General features: G+C 75.9%; 23 protein-coding genes. 12 read left to right on the plus strand and 11 right to left on the minus strand.

The window, feature by feature from the left end; all coding sequences use genetic code 11:
• The first annotated feature begins 235 nt into the window (after positions 1-235).
• A complete protein-coding gene (locus GA0070622_RS17480) occupies positions 236-1,876 on the plus strand; it encodes an ABC-F family ATP-binding cassette domain-containing protein (protein WP_091574281.1) in 1,641 nt (546 codons plus the stop codon).
• Positions 1,877-1,886: 10 nt separating this feature from the next.
• Entirely contained in the window at positions 1,887-2,309 is a 423-nt protein-coding gene (locus GA0070622_RS17485) for an acyl-CoA thioesterase (protein WP_091574282.1), read from the plus strand.
• Positions 2,310-2,378: 69 nt separating this feature from the next.
• Here the strand turns inward: GA0070622_RS17485 and GA0070622_RS17490 are convergent, their stop codons facing one another.
• The 4 genes from GA0070622_RS17490 to GA0070622_RS17505 form a co-directional block, all read right to left on the minus strand.
• A complete protein-coding gene (locus tag GA0070622_RS17490; protein WP_091574283.1) occupies positions 2,379-5,588 on the minus strand; it encodes a caspase, EACC1-associated type in 3,210 nt (1,069 codons plus the stop codon).
• A 2-nt stretch (positions 5,589-5,590) separates the two neighbouring features.
• Complete coding sequence (locus GA0070622_RS17495; RefSeq protein ID WP_141684587.1) at positions 5,591-5,944, minus strand: effector-associated constant component EACC1; 354 nt, start codon at positions 5,942-5,944, stop codon at positions 5,591-5,593.
• A 112-nt stretch (positions 5,945-6,056) separates the two neighbouring features.
• On the minus strand, positions 6,057-6,716 hold the full coding sequence (locus GA0070622_RS17500; RefSeq protein ID WP_091574285.1) for a response regulator transcription factor: 660 nt from the start codon (positions 6,714-6,716) through the stop codon (positions 6,057-6,059).
• Positions 6,704-7,993 (minus strand): sensor histidine kinase, encoded by a 1,290-nt coding sequence (locus tag GA0070622_RS17505; protein WP_091574286.1) that lies wholly within the window; start codon positions 7,991-7,993, stop codon positions 6,704-6,706. The genes GA0070622_RS17500 and GA0070622_RS17505 overlap by 13 nt, the downstream gene beginning before the upstream one ends.
• Before the next feature lie 134 nt (positions 7,994-8,127).
• Between GA0070622_RS17505 and GA0070622_RS17510 the strand changes: the two genes are divergently transcribed.
• The 4 genes from GA0070622_RS17510 (at position 8,128) to GA0070622_RS17525 (ending at position 11,200) form a co-directional block, all read left to right on the plus strand.
• On the plus strand, positions 8,128-8,775 hold the full coding sequence (locus GA0070622_RS17510) for a DUF998 domain-containing protein (RefSeq protein ID WP_091574287.1): 648 nt from the start codon (positions 8,128-8,130) through the stop codon (positions 8,773-8,775).
• 4 nt (positions 8,776-8,779) lie between these two features.
• Positions 8,780-9,067 (plus strand): DUF1905 domain-containing protein, encoded by a 288-nt coding sequence (locus tag GA0070622_RS17515; RefSeq protein ID WP_091574288.1) that lies wholly within the window; start codon positions 8,780-8,782, stop codon positions 9,065-9,067.
• A complete protein-coding gene (locus GA0070622_RS17520; RefSeq protein WP_091574289.1) occupies positions 9,064-9,837 on the plus strand; it encodes an SIR2 family NAD-dependent protein deacylase in 774 nt (257 codons plus the stop codon). The genes GA0070622_RS17515 and GA0070622_RS17520 overlap by 4 nt, the downstream gene beginning before the upstream one ends.
• A 154-nt stretch (positions 9,838-9,991) precedes the next feature.
• Positions 9,992-11,200, plus strand: coding sequence for a low temperature requirement protein A (locus tag GA0070622_RS17525; RefSeq protein WP_091574290.1), 1,209 nt, complete (start codon positions 9,992-9,994; stop codon positions 11,198-11,200).
• A 3-nt stretch (positions 11,201-11,203) separates the two neighbouring features.
• Here GA0070622_RS17525 and GA0070622_RS17530 read toward each other — a convergent pair whose 3' ends face one another.
• The gene (locus GA0070622_RS17530) at positions 11,204-11,749 is read right to left on the minus strand and encodes a hypothetical protein (protein ID WP_091574291.1); all 546 of its coding nucleotides are present in this window, start codon (positions 11,747-11,749) and stop codon (positions 11,204-11,206) included.
• Between the two features lie 71 nt (positions 11,750-11,820).
• On the opposite strand from GA0070622_RS17530, the gene GA0070622_RS17535 reads away from it, so the two are divergent.
• Positions 11,821-12,411, plus strand: coding sequence for a TetR/AcrR family transcriptional regulator (locus GA0070622_RS17535; RefSeq protein WP_091574292.1), 591 nt, complete (start codon positions 11,821-11,823; stop codon positions 12,409-12,411).
• A gap of 64 nt (positions 12,412-12,475) precedes the next feature.
• Entirely contained in the window at positions 12,476-13,405 is a 930-nt protein-coding gene (locus GA0070622_RS17540) for a diacylglycerol/lipid kinase family protein (protein WP_091574293.1), read from the plus strand.
• A 4-nt stretch (positions 13,406-13,409) separates the two neighbouring features.
• Here GA0070622_RS17540 and GA0070622_RS17545 read toward each other — a convergent pair whose 3' ends face one another.
• Both GA0070622_RS17545 and GA0070622_RS17550 read right to left on the minus strand, forming a co-directional pair.
• Positions 13,410-13,670 carry a hypothetical protein gene (locus GA0070622_RS17545; protein WP_091574294.1) on the minus strand — a complete coding sequence of 87 codons (261 nt, stop codon included), beginning with the start codon at positions 13,668-13,670 and terminating at the stop codon, positions 13,410-13,412.
• A gap of 10 nt (positions 13,671-13,680) precedes the next feature.
• Positions 13,681-14,079, minus strand: coding sequence for a DUF2267 domain-containing protein (locus GA0070622_RS17550; protein ID WP_091574295.1), 399 nt, complete (start codon positions 14,077-14,079; stop codon positions 13,681-13,683).
• Between the two features lie 165 nt (positions 14,080-14,244).
• On the opposite strand from GA0070622_RS17550, the gene GA0070622_RS17555 reads away from it, so the two are divergent.
• The 4 genes from GA0070622_RS17555 (at position 14,245) to GA0070622_RS17570 (ending at position 17,796) form a co-directional block, all read left to right on the plus strand.
• Complete coding sequence (locus GA0070622_RS17555; protein ID WP_091574296.1) at positions 14,245-14,997, plus strand: dienelactone hydrolase family protein; 753 nt, start codon at positions 14,245-14,247, stop codon at positions 14,995-14,997.
• A 5-nt stretch (positions 14,998-15,002) separates the two neighbouring features.
• The gene (locus GA0070622_RS17560; RefSeq protein ID WP_218060599.1) at positions 15,003-15,647 is read left to right on the plus strand and encodes a maleylpyruvate isomerase family mycothiol-dependent enzyme; all 645 of its coding nucleotides are present in this window, start codon (positions 15,003-15,005) and stop codon (positions 15,645-15,647) included.
• A gap of 57 nt (positions 15,648-15,704) precedes the next feature.
• Entirely contained in the window at positions 15,705-17,000 is a 1,296-nt protein-coding gene (locus tag GA0070622_RS17565; RefSeq protein ID WP_091574297.1) for an FUSC family protein, read from the plus strand.
• Between the two features lie 82 nt (positions 17,001-17,082).
• Positions 17,083-17,796 (plus strand): RraA family protein, encoded by a 714-nt coding sequence (locus tag GA0070622_RS17570; protein WP_091574298.1) that lies wholly within the window; start codon positions 17,083-17,085, stop codon positions 17,794-17,796.
• Between the two features lie 6 nt (positions 17,797-17,802).
• Here the strand turns inward: GA0070622_RS17570 and GA0070622_RS17575 are convergent, their stop codons facing one another.
• From GA0070622_RS17575 to GA0070622_RS17590, 4 genes are read right to left on the minus strand one after another with little or no spacing between them, the layout of a single operon-like run.
• A complete protein-coding gene (locus tag GA0070622_RS17575) occupies positions 17,803-18,429 on the minus strand; it encodes a response regulator (RefSeq protein WP_091574299.1) in 627 nt (208 codons plus the stop codon).
• The gene (locus GA0070622_RS17580) at positions 18,426-19,652 is read right to left on the minus strand and encodes a sensor histidine kinase (protein ID WP_091574300.1); all 1,227 of its coding nucleotides are present in this window, start codon (positions 19,650-19,652) and stop codon (positions 18,426-18,428) included. Before GA0070622_RS17580 ends, GA0070622_RS17575 begins: the two co-directional genes overlap by 4 nt.
• Positions 19,653-19,661: 9 nt before the next feature.
• Positions 19,662-20,114 carry an ABA4-like family protein gene (locus GA0070622_RS17585; RefSeq protein ID WP_091574301.1) on the minus strand — a complete coding sequence of 151 codons (453 nt, stop codon included), beginning with the start codon at positions 20,112-20,114 and terminating at the stop codon, positions 19,662-19,664.
• Complete coding sequence (locus GA0070622_RS17590) at positions 20,111-21,043, minus strand: hypothetical protein (protein ID WP_091574302.1); 933 nt, start codon at positions 21,041-21,043, stop codon at positions 20,111-20,113. Before GA0070622_RS17590 ends, GA0070622_RS17585 begins: the two co-directional genes overlap by 4 nt.
• Positions 21,044-21,047 lie beyond the last annotated feature (4 nt).

The raw sequence follows: 21,047 nt of genomic DNA on the forward strand, positions 1-21,047 counted from the left end.
ACGGTAGGCGGTCGCGGCGGAACTCGCACGCCGGTTTCCCGCTGGTGGGCTATGGTGGTCGGGTCCCGCCGAGGAGTGGAGTGATCATGGCAGGTGACGACGACATCTCCGGGTGAGAGCCCCGGAGGGCCGCCGACGCGCATCCCGCGCCGTCGCCGCGGCCCCCTTCGTCGTCCCCCTGTCTCCCGCCGAGCGCCGTATCGCGCTCCGGCGTTCCTTACCTCCGAGGTCGATCATGTCCGACGCCTACGTCGTCAGCTCCGCGCTCTCCTTCTCCTGGCCGGACCAGACTCCGGTCTTCACCGACCTGTCCTTCTCCGTGCCCGCCGGCCGAACCGGCCTGGTGGCGCCCAACGGCACCGGCAAGACCACGCTGCTGCGGCTGATCGCCGGCGAGCTGCGCCCGAGCGCCGGCACGGTCACCGTGCGGGGCGTGCTCGGCTACCTGCCCCAGCACCTGCCCTTCGCCGTCGAACAGACCGTCGCCCAGGTCCTCGGCGTCGACCGGGCCATCGCCGCGCTGCACGCCATCGAGGGCGGCGACGCCCGCGAGGAGCACTTCACCGCCGTCGGCGACGACTGGGACGTGGAGGAACGCACCCACGCCGAGCTGGACCGGCTGGGCCTGGGCGAGATCGCGCTGGACCGCCGCCTGGGCACGCTCAGCGGCGGTCAGGTGATCTCCCTCGGCCTGGCCGCGCAGCTGCTGCGCCGCCCGGACGTGCTGCTGCTCGACGAACCGACGAACAACCTCGACGAGGACGCCCGGAACCGGCTGACATCGGTGCTGCGCGGCCGGTCCGGTTGCCTGCTGGTGGTCAGCCACGACCGGGCGCTGCTCGACGAGATGGACCGGATCGCCGCGCTCGAAGGCGACGAGATCCGCTGGTACGGCGGCAACTACACCGCCTACGAGCAGGCCGTACGCGCCGAGCGGGAGGTCGCCGAGCGGCAGGTCCGCAGCGCCGAGCAGGACCTCAAGCGGCAGAAGCGGGAGCTGCAACAGGCCCGCGAGCGGGCCGCCCGCCGCGCCTCCACCGCGGCGCGGAACCTGCCCGACGCCGGTCTGGCCCGGATCGTCGCCGGCGGCCTGAAGCGGGACGCCCAGGTCTCCGCCGGCCGCGCCGCCGAGACGCACGCGGCGCGCGTCGGTGACGCCCAGAGCCGGCTGGACCAGGCCAGCCGGGCCGCCCGCCAGGACGACCGGATCGTCATCGACCTGCCCGACACCACCGTCCCCGCCGGCCGCACCGTCTTCCACGGCGAGCGGCTGCGCGCCGGATACGACGGACGTCAGGTGTTCGGCGGCGACGGGATCGACCTGAGCATCCGGGGGCCGGAGCGGATCGCGCTCACCGGACCCAACGGCGCCGGCAAGTCCACCCTGCTGCGCCTGGTCCACGGCGACCAGCCGCCGGTCTCCGGCACCGCGACCCGGGTCGAGGGCCGGGTGGCCTACCTGTCGCAGCGCCTCGACCTGCTCGACCCGGAGCGGACGGTCGCCGAGAACCTGGCCGTGTTCGCGCCCGGGCTCGCCGACGCCGAGCGGATGAACCTGCTGGCCCGGTTCCTGTTCCGCGGCGACCGGGCGCACCTGCCGGTGCGGGTGCTCTCCGGCGGCGAGCTGCTGCGCGCCACATTGGCCTGCGTGCTGAACGCCTCGCCCGCGCCGCAGCTGCTGCTGCTCGACGAGCCCACCAACAACCTCGACCTGGACAGCGTCGCGCAACTGGAGAGCGCGCTCGGCGCGTACCGGGGGGCCCTGCTCGTGGTCAGCCACGACTCCCGCTTCCTCGCCGCGATCGGCGTGGACCGCTGGCTGCGGCTGGCCGACGGCACGCTGGTCGAGACCGCCGCTCCGGAGGTCGCTGACTAGGCTGCCGACCATGGCAGATCCGTTCCGGGTCCGCGTCACCGTGCGCGGCTACGAACTCGACACCCAGGGGCACCTCAACCAGGCGGTCTACCTGCAATATGCCGAGCACGCCCGCTGGGAGTGCCTGCGCGCCGCCGGCATCGCCCAGGACCGGCTGATCGCCGGCGGCGTCGGGCCGGTCGCCCTGGAGGTGACCGTGCGCTTCCAGCGGGAGCTGCGCGGCGGCGACGAGGTCGACGTGACCTGCGAGTTCCGCTGGTGCGAGGGGAAGACGTTCCAGATCGTGCAGGACTTCACCCGCCCCGACGGGACCCCGGTCGCCTCGGTGACCGGGGTCGGCGGGCTGCTCGACCTGACCGCCCGGCGGCTGGTGCCCGACCCGCGCGAGCGGTTCCGGGCGCTGGCCACCGACCCGACCCCGATGGGCCTGTGAGCCGGCCCGGGCCCGTCGCCACGTGCCGCACCGTCGCGGGCCTCTGACCCGCCGTGCCGCCGGCTCGACCTATGCCCGGCCGGTGGTGCCGCGACGATGCTCGGCGATCAGCGCCGCCACCCGGCGCTCCCAGTCCTCGACCGGATACCGCGCCGGATCGTAGGGCGCCAGCGTCGGTGGCTGGACACCGAGCTCGCGCAGCAGCGCCGCCGCCTGGTCCAGCTCGAACCGCCAGACGTACGGCTCACCGTCCGCCCACGCGCGCGCGTAGGCGGCCCGGGCGTGGGCGACGGCCGACCCGGTCTCGCCGAGCAGCCGCCAGATGGTGGCGAGCGGCAGGTGGGGGGCGTCGTGTCGTGGGGACAACCGGGTCGCCACGTCACGCGCGGCGGCGCGCCGGTCGGGACGGGCCCCCAGGTTCGCCAGTGCGAGGTAGGCCTCTGCCGCCAGGTCCGGCACGTCGACCTCGTTGGCCATGCGGACCGCGTCCTCGAGCGGGGCGGCGGCATCCGCCGGGGCGCCCGTCGACAGCAACCACTCGCCACGCAGCCGGCGCAGATTACGCAGTACCGGCCGGGACCGTCGTTCCGTGGCGATCCGCTCGGCTGTCGTCAGCTCCCGGGCACTTAGCAGCCCTCGTGGGTATCGAACGTATCGAAGATAATAGAGTTGTGCCGCAGCGGGCTGCATGACTGCCCCGGGCGCGTCCTGGTCCATAGGCTCGATCAGCGTCCACAATCGCTCGGCCTCCTGCCAGCTTCCCTGCCGGCCAAGGAAGGCCATGAGGTTGATGCGGGTCTGAAGGGCGCTGCTTGGGTCGGTCAGAGGAAGGGCGATGAGCTCGTTAGCGAGCGCGTAAGCGCGCTGGGCGAGGGCCGGCCGATTCAGCCGGGCCTGGGCGGTGCCGTAGTTTGTGAGGTCGAGCCGCAGGGCGCTCGCGGCCTGAGACTCCAACGCGAGCGCGATGCGAAGCCGGACGAGGGCCGCTGCCTGCTCGTACATTTCCAGCTGGAAGAGCGCGCTGGCCATCGCAACTAACAAGTGTGTGACCTCGCTCGGCGGGACCGCCGAAGCCAGGGACCAGTCCGATCGGAAGAGGGGGCGGGTCAGGGCGACGATCTCGTGGTAAGCCTCCAGTCGCGTTGTCATCGCCGCTGTTAGTCCCGCCCCCATCATCTCGTTGGCGTCCGCGAACCGACCGAGTTCGATCATCGTCCGCACCACAGTGATGGGGTCGCTGAGGTGGTCGAGGGTGGTGGCGTTCTCGTACGGGTCGTCGTGTGCCTGACGGGAGAAGTGGTCGATGATCCGGTCACCGACGCTCGCCAGGTCGGCGCCGCGAAGGGTGGTGCGGGCGGTGGCCCGCACCACCGGGTGCAGATCCCACCGTCCCGCCTGCCGGTCGTACTGCACCAGCCCGCGCCGCTCCAGGTCACCCACGGTCCGGCGGAGGGCCGAGGTGGCGCCGGCGGCGGTCGGGTGCGGCCTGAGGGCGTCCAGTGCCTCCAGGGTCGCGTAGTCGACGGACGTGACCAGGAGGCTGAGTGTCCAGAGCAGTTGCCGGCTCTCCGCGTTCAGCGCGTCCAGCGCGTCGCGCAGGATGTGGTTGCGTTTCTGGACTAGGTCGAGGTCACCGACGTCCAGCCGGCCCCCGTGCTCCGGCGCGGCGGCCCATCTGTCGAAGTTGCCCCGGTCGGGCAGATAGTCGTTGATCAGCCCGGCCACCACGCCGATGACCAGCGGGTGGCAGTCGCAGTGGCGCTGGAGGAAGTCCTGGATCCGGTACGAGTCGCCCCGGATGCCGCACGAGCGCAGCAGCGCCTCGGCCTCCGGCGGACGGAGGCCGGGCAGGCGTTCGACCACCACCCCGGGAATCGGCTGACCGGCGGCGTTGACGAGGACGCGGGGAGTGAGCCGGGACGTGACGAGGATCTTCGACGGCCCCACCCCGGCGAGCTGACGCAGGAGTTCGTCGTCCAACGGACGGATCGCGCTGCGCGGGTCCCGGCTGGCGATCTCGTCGGTCCGGCCCGCCGTCTCGTCCGCCAACCGGCTGGCGTCGGAGCGGTGGTAGGCGACGAGCACGCGTTCCAGGCCGTCAAGCACCAGCAGCCACGGCTTGCGGTCGAGGTGGTGCAGGAGCAGTTCGGTCAACCGCGCCTGCGGCACACCCTCGAAGGACTCCACCGACCGGCCGGTCATGTACGCCAGGGCGCGGCGGCAGAAGTCGGCCATCATCGCGCCCTTGTCGTAGAACGAGTACCACATGCGACCGGCCCAGTCGGTGCGCGCGCCCGGGGCGTGGTTCGTGATCCACTCCCAGGTCAGCATGCTCTTCCCGGTGCCGCCGATGGCCTCGTAGAGCAGGACGGGGTGCGGCTGCGCGGGCATGGCCCAGTCGGTGAGGCTGGCCAACTGGGCGGCACGGCCGGTGAAGGCGTGCGATCCGATGTACCGGGGCTCGGCGTACAGGGCGGGCCGGGTCGGAAGGTTCCGCTCCGTCTCCTCGGACTCGGCGAGGACGAGCGGGGCGCGGGGCCGGGGGACGTGCCGTCTGTTGCGCAGCCACGGGAGCTGCCGGGCCCAGGCGACGTCGTTGTGGACGGGCTGGTTGTCGGGCGGCAGGAGCGCGGCGGCCGCCTGCCAGAGCTGGGTCGGGGTCAGGTGGACGTCCGCCTCCGGGTCGCCCTCCATCGCGCGGAGCAGGGCCGCGGTGAACAGGGTCGTCTCCGCCGACGGGGGCGCGGAGGCGGTCGAGGACCGGTCGGCGGCTCCCAGCAGGTACCAGCCCGCCGACTCCCCGGCGCGCACGGCGACGCCGGGGAGGTGGGCGGCGGCCCGACCGGAGTAGCAGCAGTCCAGGATCACCATGCGCTTGTCGGCCCGGCTGCCGCCCGCCGCCCGGACCAGGTCGGTGACGGCGACGCCGGTGGCGCGCGGGTTGGTGCGGTCGGAGTCCCGCACCGCCAGGCAGAGTTCGGCGCCGACCGGCTCGGCGTGCCCGACGAAGTAGATGAGGAGGACGCCCTGGCGATCGACCAGCCGGCCGGCGTCGGCGACCACACGCAGGACCGTCGCCCGGTCCGGGTCGACGAGTTCCACCAGGCGCATCGGGCGGGGCAGGCCCCAGACGTCGTCGCGGGCCAACTCGTCGGCCAGGCGCCGGACGTTCTCCCGGGCCGCCGGCACGGACGGGTAGTCGGAGCGGGGATAGTCGGTCACGCCGACGAGGACCGCCACCGACTGCATGGGGTCGGCCCGCCCGTGCGGCCACGTCACCGTCAGTCCGCCAGGGCGTCGCGGGCGATCCGCTCGGCCGCCTCCGCCGAGCCGGTGAAGTCGATCTCGACCTGTCTCGTCCCGTCCGCCAGATCGGTGCGGGTCAGCAGCAGGCGGGTCTCCGGACGGCGCAGGTTACCGCGGACGAAGTCCCACAGCGCGTTGACCACCAACCCCAGGCTCACGTTCGACGCCACGAATTCGAGCACCTCGACGACGCCGAGCGCGCCCGGCGGCACGGCCGGCCGGCCCCGCTGGAGACGGACGTCGTCCAGCCTCGGGTCCCGGCTCAGGTAGGTCTCCAACTCCGCCAGCTCGCCCTCGACGTCGTCGAGCCACGCGACCTCAACTCGCAACCCGTCCTCCACAGTGTCCGGTCTCCGACTGGGTACCCCAACGTGGCAGACATGAACGCGATCCACTGTCGCGAATCGGTCAGTGGAGGCGGGCGAGGCGCAGGCCAGGGGCTCAGCCTCCGGCACGCAGGTAGGCGAGCACGGCCAGCACCCGGCGGTTGGTGTCCTCGTCCGGCGGCAGGTCGAGTTTCGCCAGGATGTTGCCGACGTGCTTGCCGACCGCCGCCTCGGTGACGTGCAGGCGGGCCGCGATCGCCGCGTTGGAGTGGCCCTCCGCGACCAGCCCCAGCACCTCGCGCTCCCGCCGGGACAGCGCGTCCAGCGGGTCGCGCGGGCGGCGCAGCAGGTGCCGCACCACGTCCGGGTCGACGGCGGTGCCGCCGGCCACCACCCGGCGCAGCGTGTCGGCGAACTCGGCGACGTCGGCGACCCGGTCCTTGAGCAGGTAGCCGACGCGCCGGCCATCGCCGCTGTCCAGCAGCGCGGCCGCGTACCCGCTCTGCACGTGCTGGCTGAGCACCACGACGGCGAGGTCGGGGCGTTCGGCGCGGAGCGTGACGGCCGCGCGCAGGCCGTCGTCGCGGTGCTCCGGCGGCATCCGGATGTCGGTCACCAGCAGGTCCGGGCGGTGGGTGCGGGCCGCGTCGAGCAGTGCCGGGGCCGAACCGACGGCCGCCACCACCGCGAAGTCGAACCGGGTCAGCAGCCCGACCAGCCCCTCGCGGAGCAGGACCTCGTCCTCGGCCAGGACGACCCGGGTCACGGACGGCACGGCAGCTCCACCCGCACGAGGGTAGGTCCGCCGGTCGGGCTGGCCAGCAGCAGCCTGCCGTCCGCGGCGGCCACACGGTCCGCCAGCCCGGTCAACCCGGTGCCGCGGTCCGGGTCGGCGCCGCCGCGCCCGTCGTCCTCGACCTCCACCACCAGCCCTCGGTCGCCGCGGGTCAGCCGCACCTCGGCGCGCGTCGCCCCGGCGTGCCGTACCACGTTGCCCAGCGCCTCGGAGACCACGTACCAGGCGGTGGTCTCGACCGGCTCCGGCACCGGGCGGGCCAGGTCCGCCCGGACGGCGACCGGCACGACCGACCGGGCCGCCAGCTCGCCCACCGCGCCGGCCAGACCGAGTTCGGTGAGCTGCGGCGGCCGGATGCCCTGCACGATCCCGCGTAGCGTCACCATCAGCTCCTTGGCCTGCTCGTGCGCCACGGCGAGCGGTCCGGCGGCGGGGGAGTCCTCCGGCACGTCGAGACGGGCCAGCCCGAGTTGCAGGGTGAGGGCGGTCAGCCGCGGCTGCGCCCCGTCGTGCACGTCACGCTCGATCCGCCGGCGCTCGGCCTCGTAGGCGCCCACCAGGCGCGCCCGCGACCGGGTCACCTCGCGCAGCGCCGCCCCGTCGGGCGCGGCGTCCAGCAGCCACCGGGCCACCGCCGCCTGGCCCGCGACCAGCAGGCCGGCCAGGTAGAGCAACGCCGGGGCCGCGAGCACGCCGGCGACCGCCCACGGGACGGCCTCGGTCGGCGAGTCGATGGTCACCCGGACCAGCACGATCCGCTCCTGGCCGCCGGCCAGCCAGGGGCCGGCGACCAGCGCGAGGTCGAGCAGCACGAGCAGCGCGTACGTCCCGTACGCCAGCGGCACGACGGTGCCCAGCCAGGCGACGTACGCGACCTCCCGCCACGCGGCGCCGCCGGTGAAGCGGGCGGCCGGGCCACGCCATCGCGGCCCGACCACCGGCCGGTCGTCGACCAGGCCGAGCCGCCACCGCTCGAACGCCGCCACCGGCGCGCTGACCAGCGGGGCCACGCCCAGGCCGGTCACCGTCACGGCGGCGAGCACGGTCAGCGCCGCGACGTCGACCGGCCGGTCCCGTCGCAGCGCGCCGACCACCAGGAGCAGCGGTCCGGCGAGCACGCCGGCCGCCACCGCCAGGACACCGGCGACCGGCACGGTCGTCACTGCGTACGACAGGGCACGCCACGGCCAGGCGGAGAGCGGGTAACGCCGGCGGCGCAGGGCCCCGGCCAGGTGCGACGGTCGGTCCACGGTCATGCCGTGACGCTAGCCAGGCGGCGTCGCCCCGGCCCAGCCGTCCAGGCCCCCGGTCCGGGGTATGCCCAGCCCCACCCCGGACCGGCCCGCCACGCCCCGTGCGCGGGGACCGGCACCGGCGGTGGACTCGACGGATGACCCGTGACCGCATCGCCGCCACCTGCTGGCTGCTCGCCGCCGCCCTGTTCCTGACCGCCAACGTCGTGGTCGGGCTGGCCTGGCGGCACCCCCGGTTCAGCTGGGCCGAGCACAACATCAGCGACCTGGGCAACGTGGGCTGCGGGGTGTGGGACACCACCCGTCCCCGTCTGGTCTGCTCGCCGTGGCACCCGGTGATGAACGCCGCGTTCGTCGCCGTCGGGGTGCTGCTCGCGCTCGGCCTCCTGCTCGCCCGGACCGCCCCCGGGTCGGGCCGGGCGGCCGGCGCGACGCGGTGGCTGACGCTGGCCGCCGCCGTCGGGTACGTGCTGGCCGGCGCTCGCCCGGCCGATGTGGACGAGAACGGGCACCTGTTGGCCGCGCTGCTGATCTTCCTGTGCGGCAACGCCGGCATGCTGGTCGCGGCCACGGCGGCCCGCCCGCCGCTGCTGCGCGCGATGCGCGGCGCGAGCGTGCTGCTCGGCGCGACCGGAACGGTCGGTGTCGCGCTGTTCTGGGCCCGGGTGGACGTCGGCATCGGGGTGGGGGGCATGGAGCGGGTCGCCGTCCTCCCGCTGTTGGGCTGGGTGACGCTGGCCGGCCTGCGGCTGCTCCGGTTCCGTCGGGGTCGGCCCCTATCCTGACCGGATGGAGCTGGCGTTCAGCGGAGAGGTCTGGTTCTGGCGCGGCCCGGCGCCGTACCACTTCGTCACCGTGCCCGACGAGCAGAGCGCGGCCATCGAGGCCGCCTCGGCGTCGGTCACCTACGGCTGGGGGATGATCCCGGTGGCCGTCCGGATCGGGGGCACCGACTGGCGGACCTCGCTGTGGCCGAAGGACGGGCGGTACGTGGTGCCGCTGCGGGTCGCGGCGCGCCGGGCCGAGGGCATCGAGGTGGGCGACCGGGTGGACGTGCGGTTGACGGTGGACGTGTGACCGGCCCGGAGCTGGCGGAGGCGGGCCGGCTGCTCGCCGCCGCGACCCGTCCGGTGGTCTTCACCGGTGCCGGCATGTCCGCGGAGAGCGGCGTGCCGACGTTCCGCGACGCCCGGACCGGCCTCTGGCAGCGGTACGACCCGGCGGAGCTGGCCACACCCGCCGCGTTCCGCGCCGATCCGGCCCTGGTCTGGGGCTGGTACGAGGGCCGCCGGCACGGCGTGCGCCGGGCCGAGCCGAACGCCGGCCACCGGGCGGTGGCCGCGATCCAGGCGCGGCTGCCGGAGACCGTGGTGATCACGCAGAACGTCGACGACCTGCACGAGCGCGGTGGCGCCGCCGCCCCGGTCCGCCTGCACGGCAGCCTGTTCGCGCCCCGCTGCGCGGCCTGCGACCACCCCGCGCCGCTGCCCGACGACGCCCCGGAGCCGCCGGCCGGGCGGCTGGACCCGCCCGCCTGTGCCCGCTGCGCCGCCCCGGTCCGTCCGGGGGTGGTGTGGTTCGGCGAGGCGTTGCCGGAGGCGGCCCTGGCCGCGGCGGTCGAGGCGGCCTCCCGGTGCGACCTGCTGCTCACCGTGGGCACCTCCGCGCTGGTGCACCCCGCCGCCGAGGTCCCGCTGGTGGCGGCCCGCCTCGGCGCGCCGGTGGTGCAGGTGAACCCGGTCGAGACGCCACTGGACGCGGTCTGCGCGGTCAACCTGCGCGGCCCGGCCGGCGAGGTGCTGCCGGCGCTGGTGCGCGCCGCCTGGCCGGCGGACGTCGGGCGCTGAACGGTCCCGGGTCGACCGGACGCGGTCCCGCCCGGGCCCGGCGGCCCGGTGCCGTTGCGGGTCGGGGCTCGGTGCGATCGGCGGAATCCCGTCGTCGCCCGCGTCGGGCCGCCTACCGTCGGCGGGGACGGCGCGGCGGCGAGGGGGGCGGACGGTGGGACCGGACGGGACGCGACGGCGCCCCGGCCGACCGCGTCCGCCCCGGCCGGCGGCGAGCGAGCGGCGGGTCACCCCGTTCGAGATCTTCTTCGACCTGGTCTTCGTCTTCGCGCTCACCCGGATCATGGCGCTGGTCGGGCCGCACCCGGAACCGGCCGGCATGGCGCAGGGGCTGCTCCTGCTCGTGCTGCTCTGGTTGGCCTGGTCGTCGTACACCTGGTTGGGCAACCACACCCGGGCCGACGTGGGGGTGGTGCGCGCCGGCTTCCTGGTCGCGATGGCCGCGCTGTTCCTGGCCGCGCTGGTCATGCCGCAGGCGTGGACGTCCGGCCCGGGTCTGGACGGGCCGCTGCTCGTCGCGCTCGCCTACGTGCTGCTGCGGGCGGTGCACCTGGCGCTGTTCCACTGGGCGGCGGCCGGCGACCCGGCGCTGCGGGCGCGGATCCGGTTCTTCGCCCTGGCCAGCGTCGCGGGCTGGGTGCCGCTGCTGCTCGGCGCCCTGCTGGAGGGCGCCGCGCACGCGGCGCTGTGGGTGCTGGGGTTCGTCGTCGAGGTGGCCGGGCAGCGCCTGTCCTACGCCCGCCGGGGCAGCTGGCCGCTGCGCAGCCCGACACACTTCGCCGAGCGGCACGGCCTGGTGCTGATCATCGCGCTGGGGGAGTCGGTGGCCGCCGCCGGGACGGGCGCCGCCTCGGCGGTGACCGCGCTGCCGGTGCTGGGCGTGGCGCTGGTCGGCTTCGTGATCACCGTTGCCCTCTGGTGGCTCTACTTCCACCGGACCGCCCCGGCGGCGACCCGCGCGCTCGCCGTGGCGCCGGCGGACCGGCGGGACCGGATCGCCGCCGACGCCTACAGCCAGACCCACCTGCTGCTGGTGGCCGGCGTCATCTACCTGGCGCTCGGCGCCGAGCAGGTGCTGGCGCACGTCGCCGGGGCCGAGCCCGGGTCGCGGCTGAACCGGTCCGCGGCCGTGGCCCTGTACGGCGGCGCGGCGCTCTACCTGGCCGGGCGGCTGCTCTTCCGCCGCCTCACCGGGCAGGCGGTCGGGCCGGCGCGCGTCGCCGTCACCGTGGCGACCGTGCTCCTGGCACCGCTCGGGGTGGTGCTGCCGCCGGCCGCGGCGCTGCTGGTGCTGGCCGCGCTGCTGGTGACCGCCGTCGGCCTGGACCGGCTCGACGGCGCACCCGCCGGCCGCGCGGGGTGAGGCTCAGGCGCCGCGCGGCGCCCGCTTGGGGAACACCGTGTACGCCACCGGCCAGAACACCAGCCAGGCGGCCATGGCCAGGGTGAGCCGCCCGGCCCAGGCCCACAGCTCCTCGGTCCGCTCGGCGTCGCCGACCAGCGCGATGCCGCCCAGCAGCACGGCGCAGGCGACCGCCCAGCCGAGCATGCCCTTGCCCCACTCCCGCCACTCGTGCCGGGCCCGGGCCATCCCGTAGCGGGGGGCCCGGCGCGGCGGCGGACCACCGGCGAACCGGTGGGCGAAGCGCTCGTCGGCCCAGCGCACCATGCTGTGCCCGAACGCGACCGAGAAACCGAGGTACGCGGCGGCGAGGCCGTGCGCGAAGGTGGCGGTGCCCCCGCGGCGCAGGTCGATCATCGTGGCGGCGAGCAGCACGAGGTCGACGGCGGGCACCGCGAGGAGCAGGGCGGCGCCGAGGCGGGGCCGGCGCAGCGGGTAGCGGGCGACCAGCCCGGCGGCCAGGACCACCCAGAACGCCACCTCGCAGGCGACGATCACTCCGACCAGCATGGGCCCTCCCCGTTTTAGTACGCTGTGCGACAACCGTAGCAACCGCCGTCCACGACCCGCCGGAGGGGCCCGTGCCCAAGATCGTCGACCACGACGCGCGCCGTGCCGAACTGGCCGCGGCGATGTGGCGGGTCGTCTACCGCGACGGCGTCGGCGCGGCCACCGTCCGCAGCATCGCCGCCGAGGCCGGCTGGTCGCCCAGCGCCCTGCGGCACTACTTCGCCACCCAGACCGAGCTGCTGGTCTTCGCCATGGAACACGTGATGGCCGAGGCGGCCGGCCGGTTCACCGCCGAGGCCCGCACCGGCCCGCCCCGGGAGGTCGCCCAGCGGATGCTGGAGGAACTGCTGCCGCTGGACCGGCAGCGGGTGCGGGAGGCGGAGGTGTGGCTCCTGCTCGCCGCGCGGGCCCAGGTCGACCCCGCCGCCCGGGAGCGGATGACCGAGGCCGACGAGGGCGTCCGACTCGCCGCCGAACTGGCTGTCACGCTGCTCAGTGGCGGGCAGCCGGCCGACGACGCGGCGACCGCCCGGCTGCACGCCCTGCTCGACGGCCTGACGCTGCACGCGCTGCTGCACCCCGACCGGATGCCGCCGCACCGGATCCGCGACCTGCTCGCCGCGCACCTCGACCAGCTCGCCGCCGCGGGCGCACCGTCCTGAGTCGCCGATCCGTGTCGGGCCCGGCGCCGGTCACCGGCACCGACGGCCGGATAGGGTCGCAACCGTGCGGACAAAGCAGGAGCTGTCCACGGCGATCCGGGAACGACGGCGCGCGGCGCTGGTCGTCAACGCCCACTCCCGCCGGGGTCGCCGGCTCTACGACGCCGTCCACGCGCGGCTGCGCGCGGCCGGCTTCGAGCTGCTCGGCGCATACCCCGTGGACCGGCCGGGCGACCTGGACCGGGTGCTCGCCGAGGCGGCCGAACTCGGCCCGGACCTGCTGGTCACCGGCGGCGGCGACGGCACGGTCGGCGCGGCGGCCCGGCTGCTCGCCCACCGCGACATCGCGCTGGGCCTGCTGCCACTGGGCACCACCAACAACTTCGCCCGCACCGTCGGCGTCCCACTCGACCTGGACGCGGCGATCGGCGTGCTCACCGGCGGCAAGGTGATCGACGTCGACCTGGGCCTGATCGGCGACACCCGGTTCACCAACCATGTCGGGATCGGACTGTCGGCCGACATCATGCTGACCGCGCCGCCCCGGCTCAAGCGCGCCGTGGGCCGGCTCGCCTACCCGCTGACCGCGCTCGGGCTGCTGGCCCGGCACCGGCCGCTGCGCGTGACCGTCCGCGCCGAGGGGCGCGACCACACGTTCCACACCCACCAGGTGTACGTGGCCAACGGCGGGTTCCACGCCGGCCGGCCGATCACCGCCGACGCCACCGCCGACGACCGGCTCCTGGTCGCGTACCCGGTCGGTGGGCAAAGCCGGCGCGGGCTGCTGCGCGAGACGGCGCGCAACGCGGCCGCCGGCCACCGCCGCACGCTCGGCGACGAGCCGTTCCTGGCCGTCCGCCAGCTCTGGCTGGAAACCGACCGGCCGGCCCGGATCGAGGTGGACGGCGAGCCGTACGGGCAGACGCCGGTGCGCATCGGGCTGGACCCGAACGCGCTGCGGCTGATGGCCGCGGCGGACAGCCCGGACCACTGACCGGTCAGGCCCAGCGCTCCTCGTCGGGCAGCGGGATCTCCTGGTTCTGCTCCACGGCGTCGGCCGCGGTGAGGTCGTCGCGCACCGACTCGCCCAGGCCGGCGCGGTCGCTCGGCGGGCGCAGGACGCCCTGCTCCGCCAGGTCCGCCTCGGTCGCCTCGGGCACCGCGTCCCCGACCCGGTCGGGCGGGCCGACCAGCGTCTCGTCCTGCCGCTGTTCCTGCGCGTCGGCCTCGGGCGGGCGACGCAGCGCGTCCTCGCTCATCGCGCCCCCGTCACGCCGTGCGCCGCACGTACGGGGCGCTCTGGTCGGCCACGTCGCCGAACTCGGCGGGGAGCTGGGCCACGGCCTGGGCGTAGGCGGCCGGGTCGACGGCGTCGCGCAGCACGTCGAAGACCGCGGTCACGCCGTCGCGGGCCGCGTCCACGTCGACGTCCGCGCGCTCGCTCACCCGCTGCACGAACACGTCCAGCCCGAACGGCTCCGCCGCCTCGGCCGGTCCGAACGCGTACGCCCGCAGCGCCTCCGGGAGCCGGTCGGCCAGGTCGCGGGCCTCCCCGCCGTCGATCCGCTCGGCCAGCGTGGTCAACGTGGCCCGGGTGACCGCGGTGGCCTGCTCCGCGGACGTCCCGCAACGCTCCGCCACCGCGCCGATGAACTGGTCCTGGTCCATCTCGCCGCCTCCCTCTGCCGGGACAGCGGGATTCCCGCGCGCGGCCGCCGCAAACGGCGGGCCCCAGCATGCCCGAGCGCCGCCGCGACCGGAAGGCCCGAGGTGCCACGCTCCCCGGCCGGGAGTAGCGTGCGTCGCGGAACCCGCAGCGAGGAGGTCCGGCCCGTGCAGCCGACGAACGTGGACGTGCCCACCGCCGACGGGACGGCGGACGCCTACCTGGCCCGACCGGACTCCGGCGGCCCCTTCCCGGGCGTCCTGCTCTTCATGGACGCGTTCGGGTTGCGGCCCCGGCTGGCCGAGATGGCCGCCACGATCGCCGCCCGCGGCTACGTGGTGCTGGCGCCCAACCTGTTCCACCGCTCCGGCCGCTCCCCGCTGGTCGACCTCTCCGCCCTCACCGACGACAGCCGCCGGGGCGAGCTGTTCGAGCGGCTCGGCCCGATGATGGCCGCCCTGACGCCGGACGCCGTGGCCCGGGACACCGCCGCCTACCTCGACTTCCTCGCCGCGCAGCCGGACGTCGCGCCCGGCCCGGCGGCGATCACCGGCTACTGCATGGGCGGCACGAACGCGCTGCGCGCGATCGAGGCGCACCCGGACCGGATCGCCGCGGTGGCCGCCTTCCACGCCGGCCGGGTGGTCACCGACGCCCCGGACAGTCCGCACCTGGGCGTCGGCGCGGTGACCGGCGAGCTGTACTTCGGCCACGCCGACCAGGACGCCTCGATGACGGCCGAGCAGATCGAGACGCTGGAGAAGGCCCTGGACGCGGCCGGTGTCACCTACCGTTCCGAGGTCTACCCGGGCGCCCGGCACGGCTACACCCAGGCGGACACCCCGATGTACGACGCGCGGGCCACCGACCGGCACTGGGCCGCGCTGTTCGACCTGCTCGACCGCACGTTCCGCGGCTGACCGCGGTGACCGGCCACGGTGGCGCCGACCCGCGCCTGCTGCCGATGATCGCCGCCGAGCGACGCCGCACGGCCGACCTGGTCGACGCGCTCACCCCGGCCCAGCTGGACACACCCAGTCTCTGCGGCGCGTGGACCGTCCGCGAGGTCGTCGGGCACCTGGTGTCGCCGCTGGTCGAGAAGCCGTGGCGGCTGGTGCCGGTGCTGGTCGGGGCCGGCTTCCGGCCGCACGTGGCCAACGCCCGGCTGGCCCGGCGGGTGGCGCGCCGGCCGCCCGCCGAGCTGGCCGCCGCGCTGCGCGAACACGCCGGGCACCGGTTCCGCCCGCCCGTGGTCGGCTGGCTCGGCCAGCTCACCGACCTGCAGGTGCACGGGCAGGACATCCGCCACCCGCTCGGCCTCCCCGCCGACCTGGACCCGGAGCGCCTGCGGGTCTCGCTGGACTTCCTCACCGGCGGCCGGGCGGTCGGTTTCGTCGACCGTCGCCGGGTCGCCGGGCTGCGCTTCGAGGCGACCGACCTCGGCTGGTCGGCGGGGCAGGGACCGGTGGTCCGCGGCACCGGCGCGGCGCTCCTGCTGGCGCTGACCGGCCGTCGGGCGGCGCTGGCCGACCTCACCGGCGACGGGGCGGCCACGCTCGGCGTCCGCTGATCCACGCCGGCCCACCCCGCGACGATTCGCAGGGGCCGGCGGCGGGTAACCGCCGCCATGACCGACCGCCGTGCGGACACCGTGCGCTCGCCGATGGACCGGGCCGTCGAGCGGAGCGCTCACGCCCTGGCCCGGGCCCGCGCCGAGGGCGGCACCGCCGGCCGGGTCCGGCTGCGCCAGCTGGAGGTCACCGCGGTGATCGCCGTGCAGGCCGGGCTGGCCGCCGCGCTCGCCGCGCTGCTCGCCCAGTGGCTGCTCGGTCCCGGCGCGCACGTCTTCGCGCCCGCCGCCGCGGTCGGCACCATCGCCACCGCCATCGGCCAGCGCGCCCGCCGCACGTTCGAGCTGCTGGTCGGCGTCGGCCTCGGCATCGTGGTCGGCGACCTGCTGCGCTACCTGCTCGGTTCCGGTTCCTGGCAGACCGGCCTGGTCGTCACCCTGGCCATCGCGACCGCGTTGCTGGTGGCCGGGCGCGGTGGCGCGCTGGTCGGCCAGGCCGGCGGTACGGCCGTGCTGATCGCCACGCTCGCCCCGGTCCAGCCCGGTCTGGAACTACCCCGGATCTTCGACGCGCTGGTCGGCGGTCTGGTCGGCCTGTTCGTGGTGGCGCTGCTGCTGCCGGTCAACCCGATCCGGGTGCTGGACCGGGCCACCGAGCCGGTGGTCGCCCGGCTGACCGCCCAGCTCGACGCCGTGGCCCGGGCCCTGACCCGGCGGGACGCCGACGCCGCGCAGCGCGCCCTGGAGGACCTGCGCGGGCTGGAACCCGACGTCGGGCGGCTCAACGAGGCGCTCAGCGGGGCCGAGGAGGTGGTCACCATCGCGCCGGTCCGGTGGCACCGCCGGGCCCAGTACCACCGCTACGCCGACGCCGTCGCGCATCTGGAACGGCTGATCCTGTACGCGCGGTCGGTGGCCCGCCGCTCGGCCACCGCCCTGCAGTACGACGAGCCGGTTCCGCCGGCGCTGCCGGACGCCGTGGGTCGTCTCGGCGACGCGGTCCGCGAGCTGCACCGGGCGTGCCGGGTCGGCGCCGACTTCACCCGCACCCGGCAGCTGGTGGAGGAGGGCGCCGCGCTGGCCGGGCGCGCGTGGGGGCAGGGCGTACGCACGTTCGGCGAGGCGATGATCAGCGACCTGCGTACGGCCGACAGCGAGCTGTTGCGCGCCACCGGTTGCGTCGCGGAGGAGGCGAACCGGGCCGTGCGCCGGGCGGCCGGCGCCGGAGAGGCCGAGGTGCGCCCACCGGCGCGGGCCCGGATGCGCCGGCGAGTGCGGGCCGACGGGCGGGGCGTTCCCGGCCGCGCCGGCGTGCCGCGCCGTCCGCCGAGCCGGACCTCGGGCGCCGCCTGACGCTCCCGGCCCGTCGGTCGGGCAGGCCACCGGACGGGAACTGGCGCCTGCCCGCGCCGGTCCGGCTGGCTAGCGTCGGGCCATGGACACCGATCACCGCCCCCCGGTCGACCGTCTCACCGGGTTGACCACCGCCCACGTCGCCGACGCGTGCCTGCGGGCCGGGGTGGTCGTCCGCTGCGCCCCGGCCGCGCTCCGGCCGGTGCTGCCCGGGCGACGGCTGGCCGGCCCGGTACGCCCGGCCCGGCACGCCGGAAGCGTCGACGTGTTCCTGGAGGCGATCGACCTGGCGTCACCGGGGGAGGTGCTGGTGGTGGACGACGGCGGGCGCACCGACCGGGCCTGCGTCGGGGACCTGGTGGTGCGGGAGGCGTACGCCGCCGGCCTCGCCGGCCTGGTGGTCTGGGGGCTGCACCGGGACACCGGCGACCTGGCGGCCGTCGGGCTGCCCGTGTTCAGCCTGGGCGCCGTCCCGACCGGGCCGCTGGAGCTGGACCCGCGACCGGCCGGGGCGCTGGACGCGGCCCGGGTCGGTCCGTGGACGGTGGACCCGGGCGACCTGGTGCTGGCCGACGACGACGGCGTGCTCTTCGTGCCGGCGGACCGCGTCGACGAGCTGGCCGACCTGGCCGGGTCCATCCGGGACACCGAGCGGCGGCAGGCCGACCGGATCCGGGGCGGCGAGACGCTGCGGACGCAGCTCGGGTTCGACGGCTACCTGAGCGCCCGGGCGGCCGACCCGACGCTGACGTTCCGGGCGCACCTGCGAACGGTGGGCGGCGCGATCGAGGAGTGACCCGTCTCAGCCGCCGCGCGCCCACAGCGCGAGGCGTACCCGGTTGGGACTGCCGGTCTTCGTCATCAGGCTGGTGATGTGGGTCTTCACCGTGGTCACGCCGATGTGCAGCCGGTCGGCGATCTCGGTGTTGGACAGCCCTTCGGCGACCAGGTCCAGCACGTCCCGCTCCCGGCCGGTCAGGTCGGCCGCGTGCCGGGGCGCGCCGGCCCGGGCGTGCACCGCCCGCCGGACCAGCCGCCGCAGCACCTCGGGGCTGAACGGGCTGTCCCCGGCGGCGGCGCGGCGGACCCCGTCGAGCAGGTCGGCCGGGGGCGCGTCCTTGAGCAGGAAGCCGCAGGCGCCGGCGGTCAACGCCGGATAGAGGTGGTCGTCGTCGCCGAACGTGGTGAGCACCATGATCCGGGTGGCCGGCCGGTCGGCCAGGATCCGGCTGGTCGCGGTGATCCCGTCGACCCCGGGCATCCGCAGGTCCATCACCACCACGTCCGGTCGCAGCCGGGCGGCGAGGGCGACCGCCTCCCGGCCGTTGTCGGCCTCGCCGACCACCTCGAGGTCGGGCTGGGCGTCGCAGAGCATCCGCAGCCCGGCCCGGATGAGGTGCTGGTCGTCGACCAGCAGCACCCGGATCACGCCGGCTCCGGCGTGACCGGACGCGGCCGGGGCGCCGCGCCGGGCGTCCGGTCCGGCGCGGCCGGCGGCAGAACCGTGCGGACCCGCCAGCCCTCGCCGGTCGGCCCGGCCTCCAGCCGCCCGCCCAGCACCTCGACCCGCTCCCGCATGCCGACGATGCCGTGACCGCCGCCGGCCGGCACCACGGCCGACGCCGCGCCCCGCCCGTCGTCGGAGACCGCCCAGTGCACCGCCCCGTCGACCACGGTGACGGTGAACCGCGCCCGGGCCGCCGCGCCCGCGTGTTTGGCCACGTTGGTCAACGCCTCCTGGGTCAGTCGCAGCACCGCCTGGCTCCGGACCGCGTCCAGCGTGCCGACGGCCGGGTCCACGTCGGCCTCCACGGTGACCCCGGCCTGACGGGCCCGGTCCACCGCCGCGCCGAGCGCGGCCGGCAGCGCGGCCGGCTCGATCGCGGTCAGCGCCGCGTCGCCGCGGACGCCGTCGGGGTCTCGCAGCACCGCCACCAGCCGCCGCAGGTCGGTCAGGGCCGCCGTGCCGGTGCGGTGCACGTCGTCGAAGACCTCACCGACCCGCGGGTCGAGGTCGGTCAGCACGTGCCGGGCCACCCCGACCCGCAGCACCATCGACGCGACGTGGTGGGCGAGCACGTCGTGCAGCTCCCGGGCGATGGCGGCGCGTTCGTCGGCGCGCGCGGCGCGGCTCTCCGACTCGTGTCGGCGCTGGTCCGCCGCCGCCCGTTCCTCGGCCTGCCGGGCCAGCTCCCGGGTGGTCCGCACGACCAGGCCGAGCAGCAGCGGCAGGCCGACGGTGACGGCCAGCCCGAACACACCGGTGAGGGCCTGCCGGATCGGGTCGCCGATCACGTGGCTCAGGTCGATCGCGGCCACCAGGCCGGCCGCGAGCCAGAACGTCCGGGGTCGGGCGGCCCGCATGGTCAGCTCCAGCAGCGCCCAGCTCGCGCCGACCTGGTTGATCGTCACGTCGTCGACCAACGGCAGCGCCGCCACCAGCAGCGCGGACTGGAGCAGCAGGTTCAGCAGCGGCCGGCGGTGGCACAGCAGCGCCACCGTGAACGCCGCGAGCGCGAGCAGCCACTGCGTCGCCGTCGGGGCGGGCCGGCCGTGCGCGCCGACGACCAGGTAGCCGACGCCGCTGAGATCCAGCAGCAGCATCCGCGCGAGCGTGTCGCGCGCGTCGAACAACCGACCGACCCAGCCCACGACGTCAGCCTAGGCAACGGGCGCGGCCGGGGCCACCACGCCCACCGACGCCCGCCACCGGGCGCGCAGTCCGAGGTGGACGGCCAGGCCGAGCGGGCCCAGCAGGACCGTCAGCACCAGCACCGGCGCGAGCACCGCCGCCGGTACGCCACGGTCCCGGGCGTCCTGCCAGATCCACCGTCCCACGAACAGGTCGAAGCCGATCATGTGGGCCCAGGCGGCCGCCGCTCCGTCGGCGGTGCCGAGCAACTCCCGCAGACCGTCCAGCGTGGGCGCGGTGACCACCGGCAGCACCGCGCCGAGCGCCGGCAGCACCAGGACCGCGTAGACCAGCAGGACCGGCGCCACGATCAGCGGCGAGCCGACGATCCGCGCGGTCCACGACCAGCGGGGCGCCAGGATCATCAGCGCCCAGAACGGCGCGGCGAGGGCGAAGGTCAGGCCGAACAGCGTGGCGCTCATCCGACCAGCACCACCCCGGCGCGGCGGGACCGGCGACCCAGGACCAGGCCGACCGCCGTCGCGGTGGCGAGCGCCAGCACCGCCGCCACGGTCAGGGTCAGCGCGTCCGGGCGCAGCAGCGGCTGCCCGCGCAACGCCTGCCCGGTGAGCAGCAGCGTGACCCCGGCGTACGCGACGCCGCCGACGAGCACCAGCCGGGCCCGGGTCAGCTCGTCCAGCCGCGCGCCGAGGAACCGGTCCAGCAGGATCGCCAGCAGGGGCAGCGCCTGCAACGCGTGCAGCCCGACGAAGTGACCGACGCGCAGGTCGCCGCCGGTGGTGCTCCAGCCGACCAGGGGCAACCCCGGGCCGCCGTCCGGCACGCCGACGCTGTGCGCGCCGGTGATCCCGGCCGGCGCCCCGGCCGGGCGCTGCGCAACCATCGGGAACGCCACGAGCATGCCGAGCAGGGACACGACGAGGCCGAGGCGGACGGCGTACCCGCCGGCCCGGTCCGGCGTGGCGCGGCGCAGCAGCACCACCGCGAGCACCGCCTGGGCCAGGAACAGCACCATGATGGCCGCGCCCATGACGTCGAACAGCGCCTCGTTCAGCGGCGTCGTGCCGTTGAAGTGGCTGGTCGTGCCGCGCAGCACCTGGCCGACGATGACGACCATCTCCAGCACCGACATGGCCACGATCACCGTGGCCGCCCGCTCGGCCAGGCGGCTGCGTCGCGGCAGCAGCGAGAGCATCCAGGCGAGGGTGACGCCGTAGAGCACGAACGAGATCGCGAACTTCAGCGGCTTGAGCCAGGCGGGCGCGCCGGTGAGCACCCGGGGGTCGGCCACCAGGCCGATCGCGGCGACGACGGTAAGCACCGCCATCGCGGACACGAGGAGCATCAGGGGGCGGTGCCAGCGGACCGCCCGGTTCACCACGGTAGTCATGCCT

Source organism: Micromonospora sediminicola (assembly GCF_900089585.1).
GTDB classification, from domain to species: Bacteria; Actinomycetota; Actinomycetes; order Mycobacteriales; family Micromonosporaceae; genus Micromonospora; species Micromonospora sediminicola.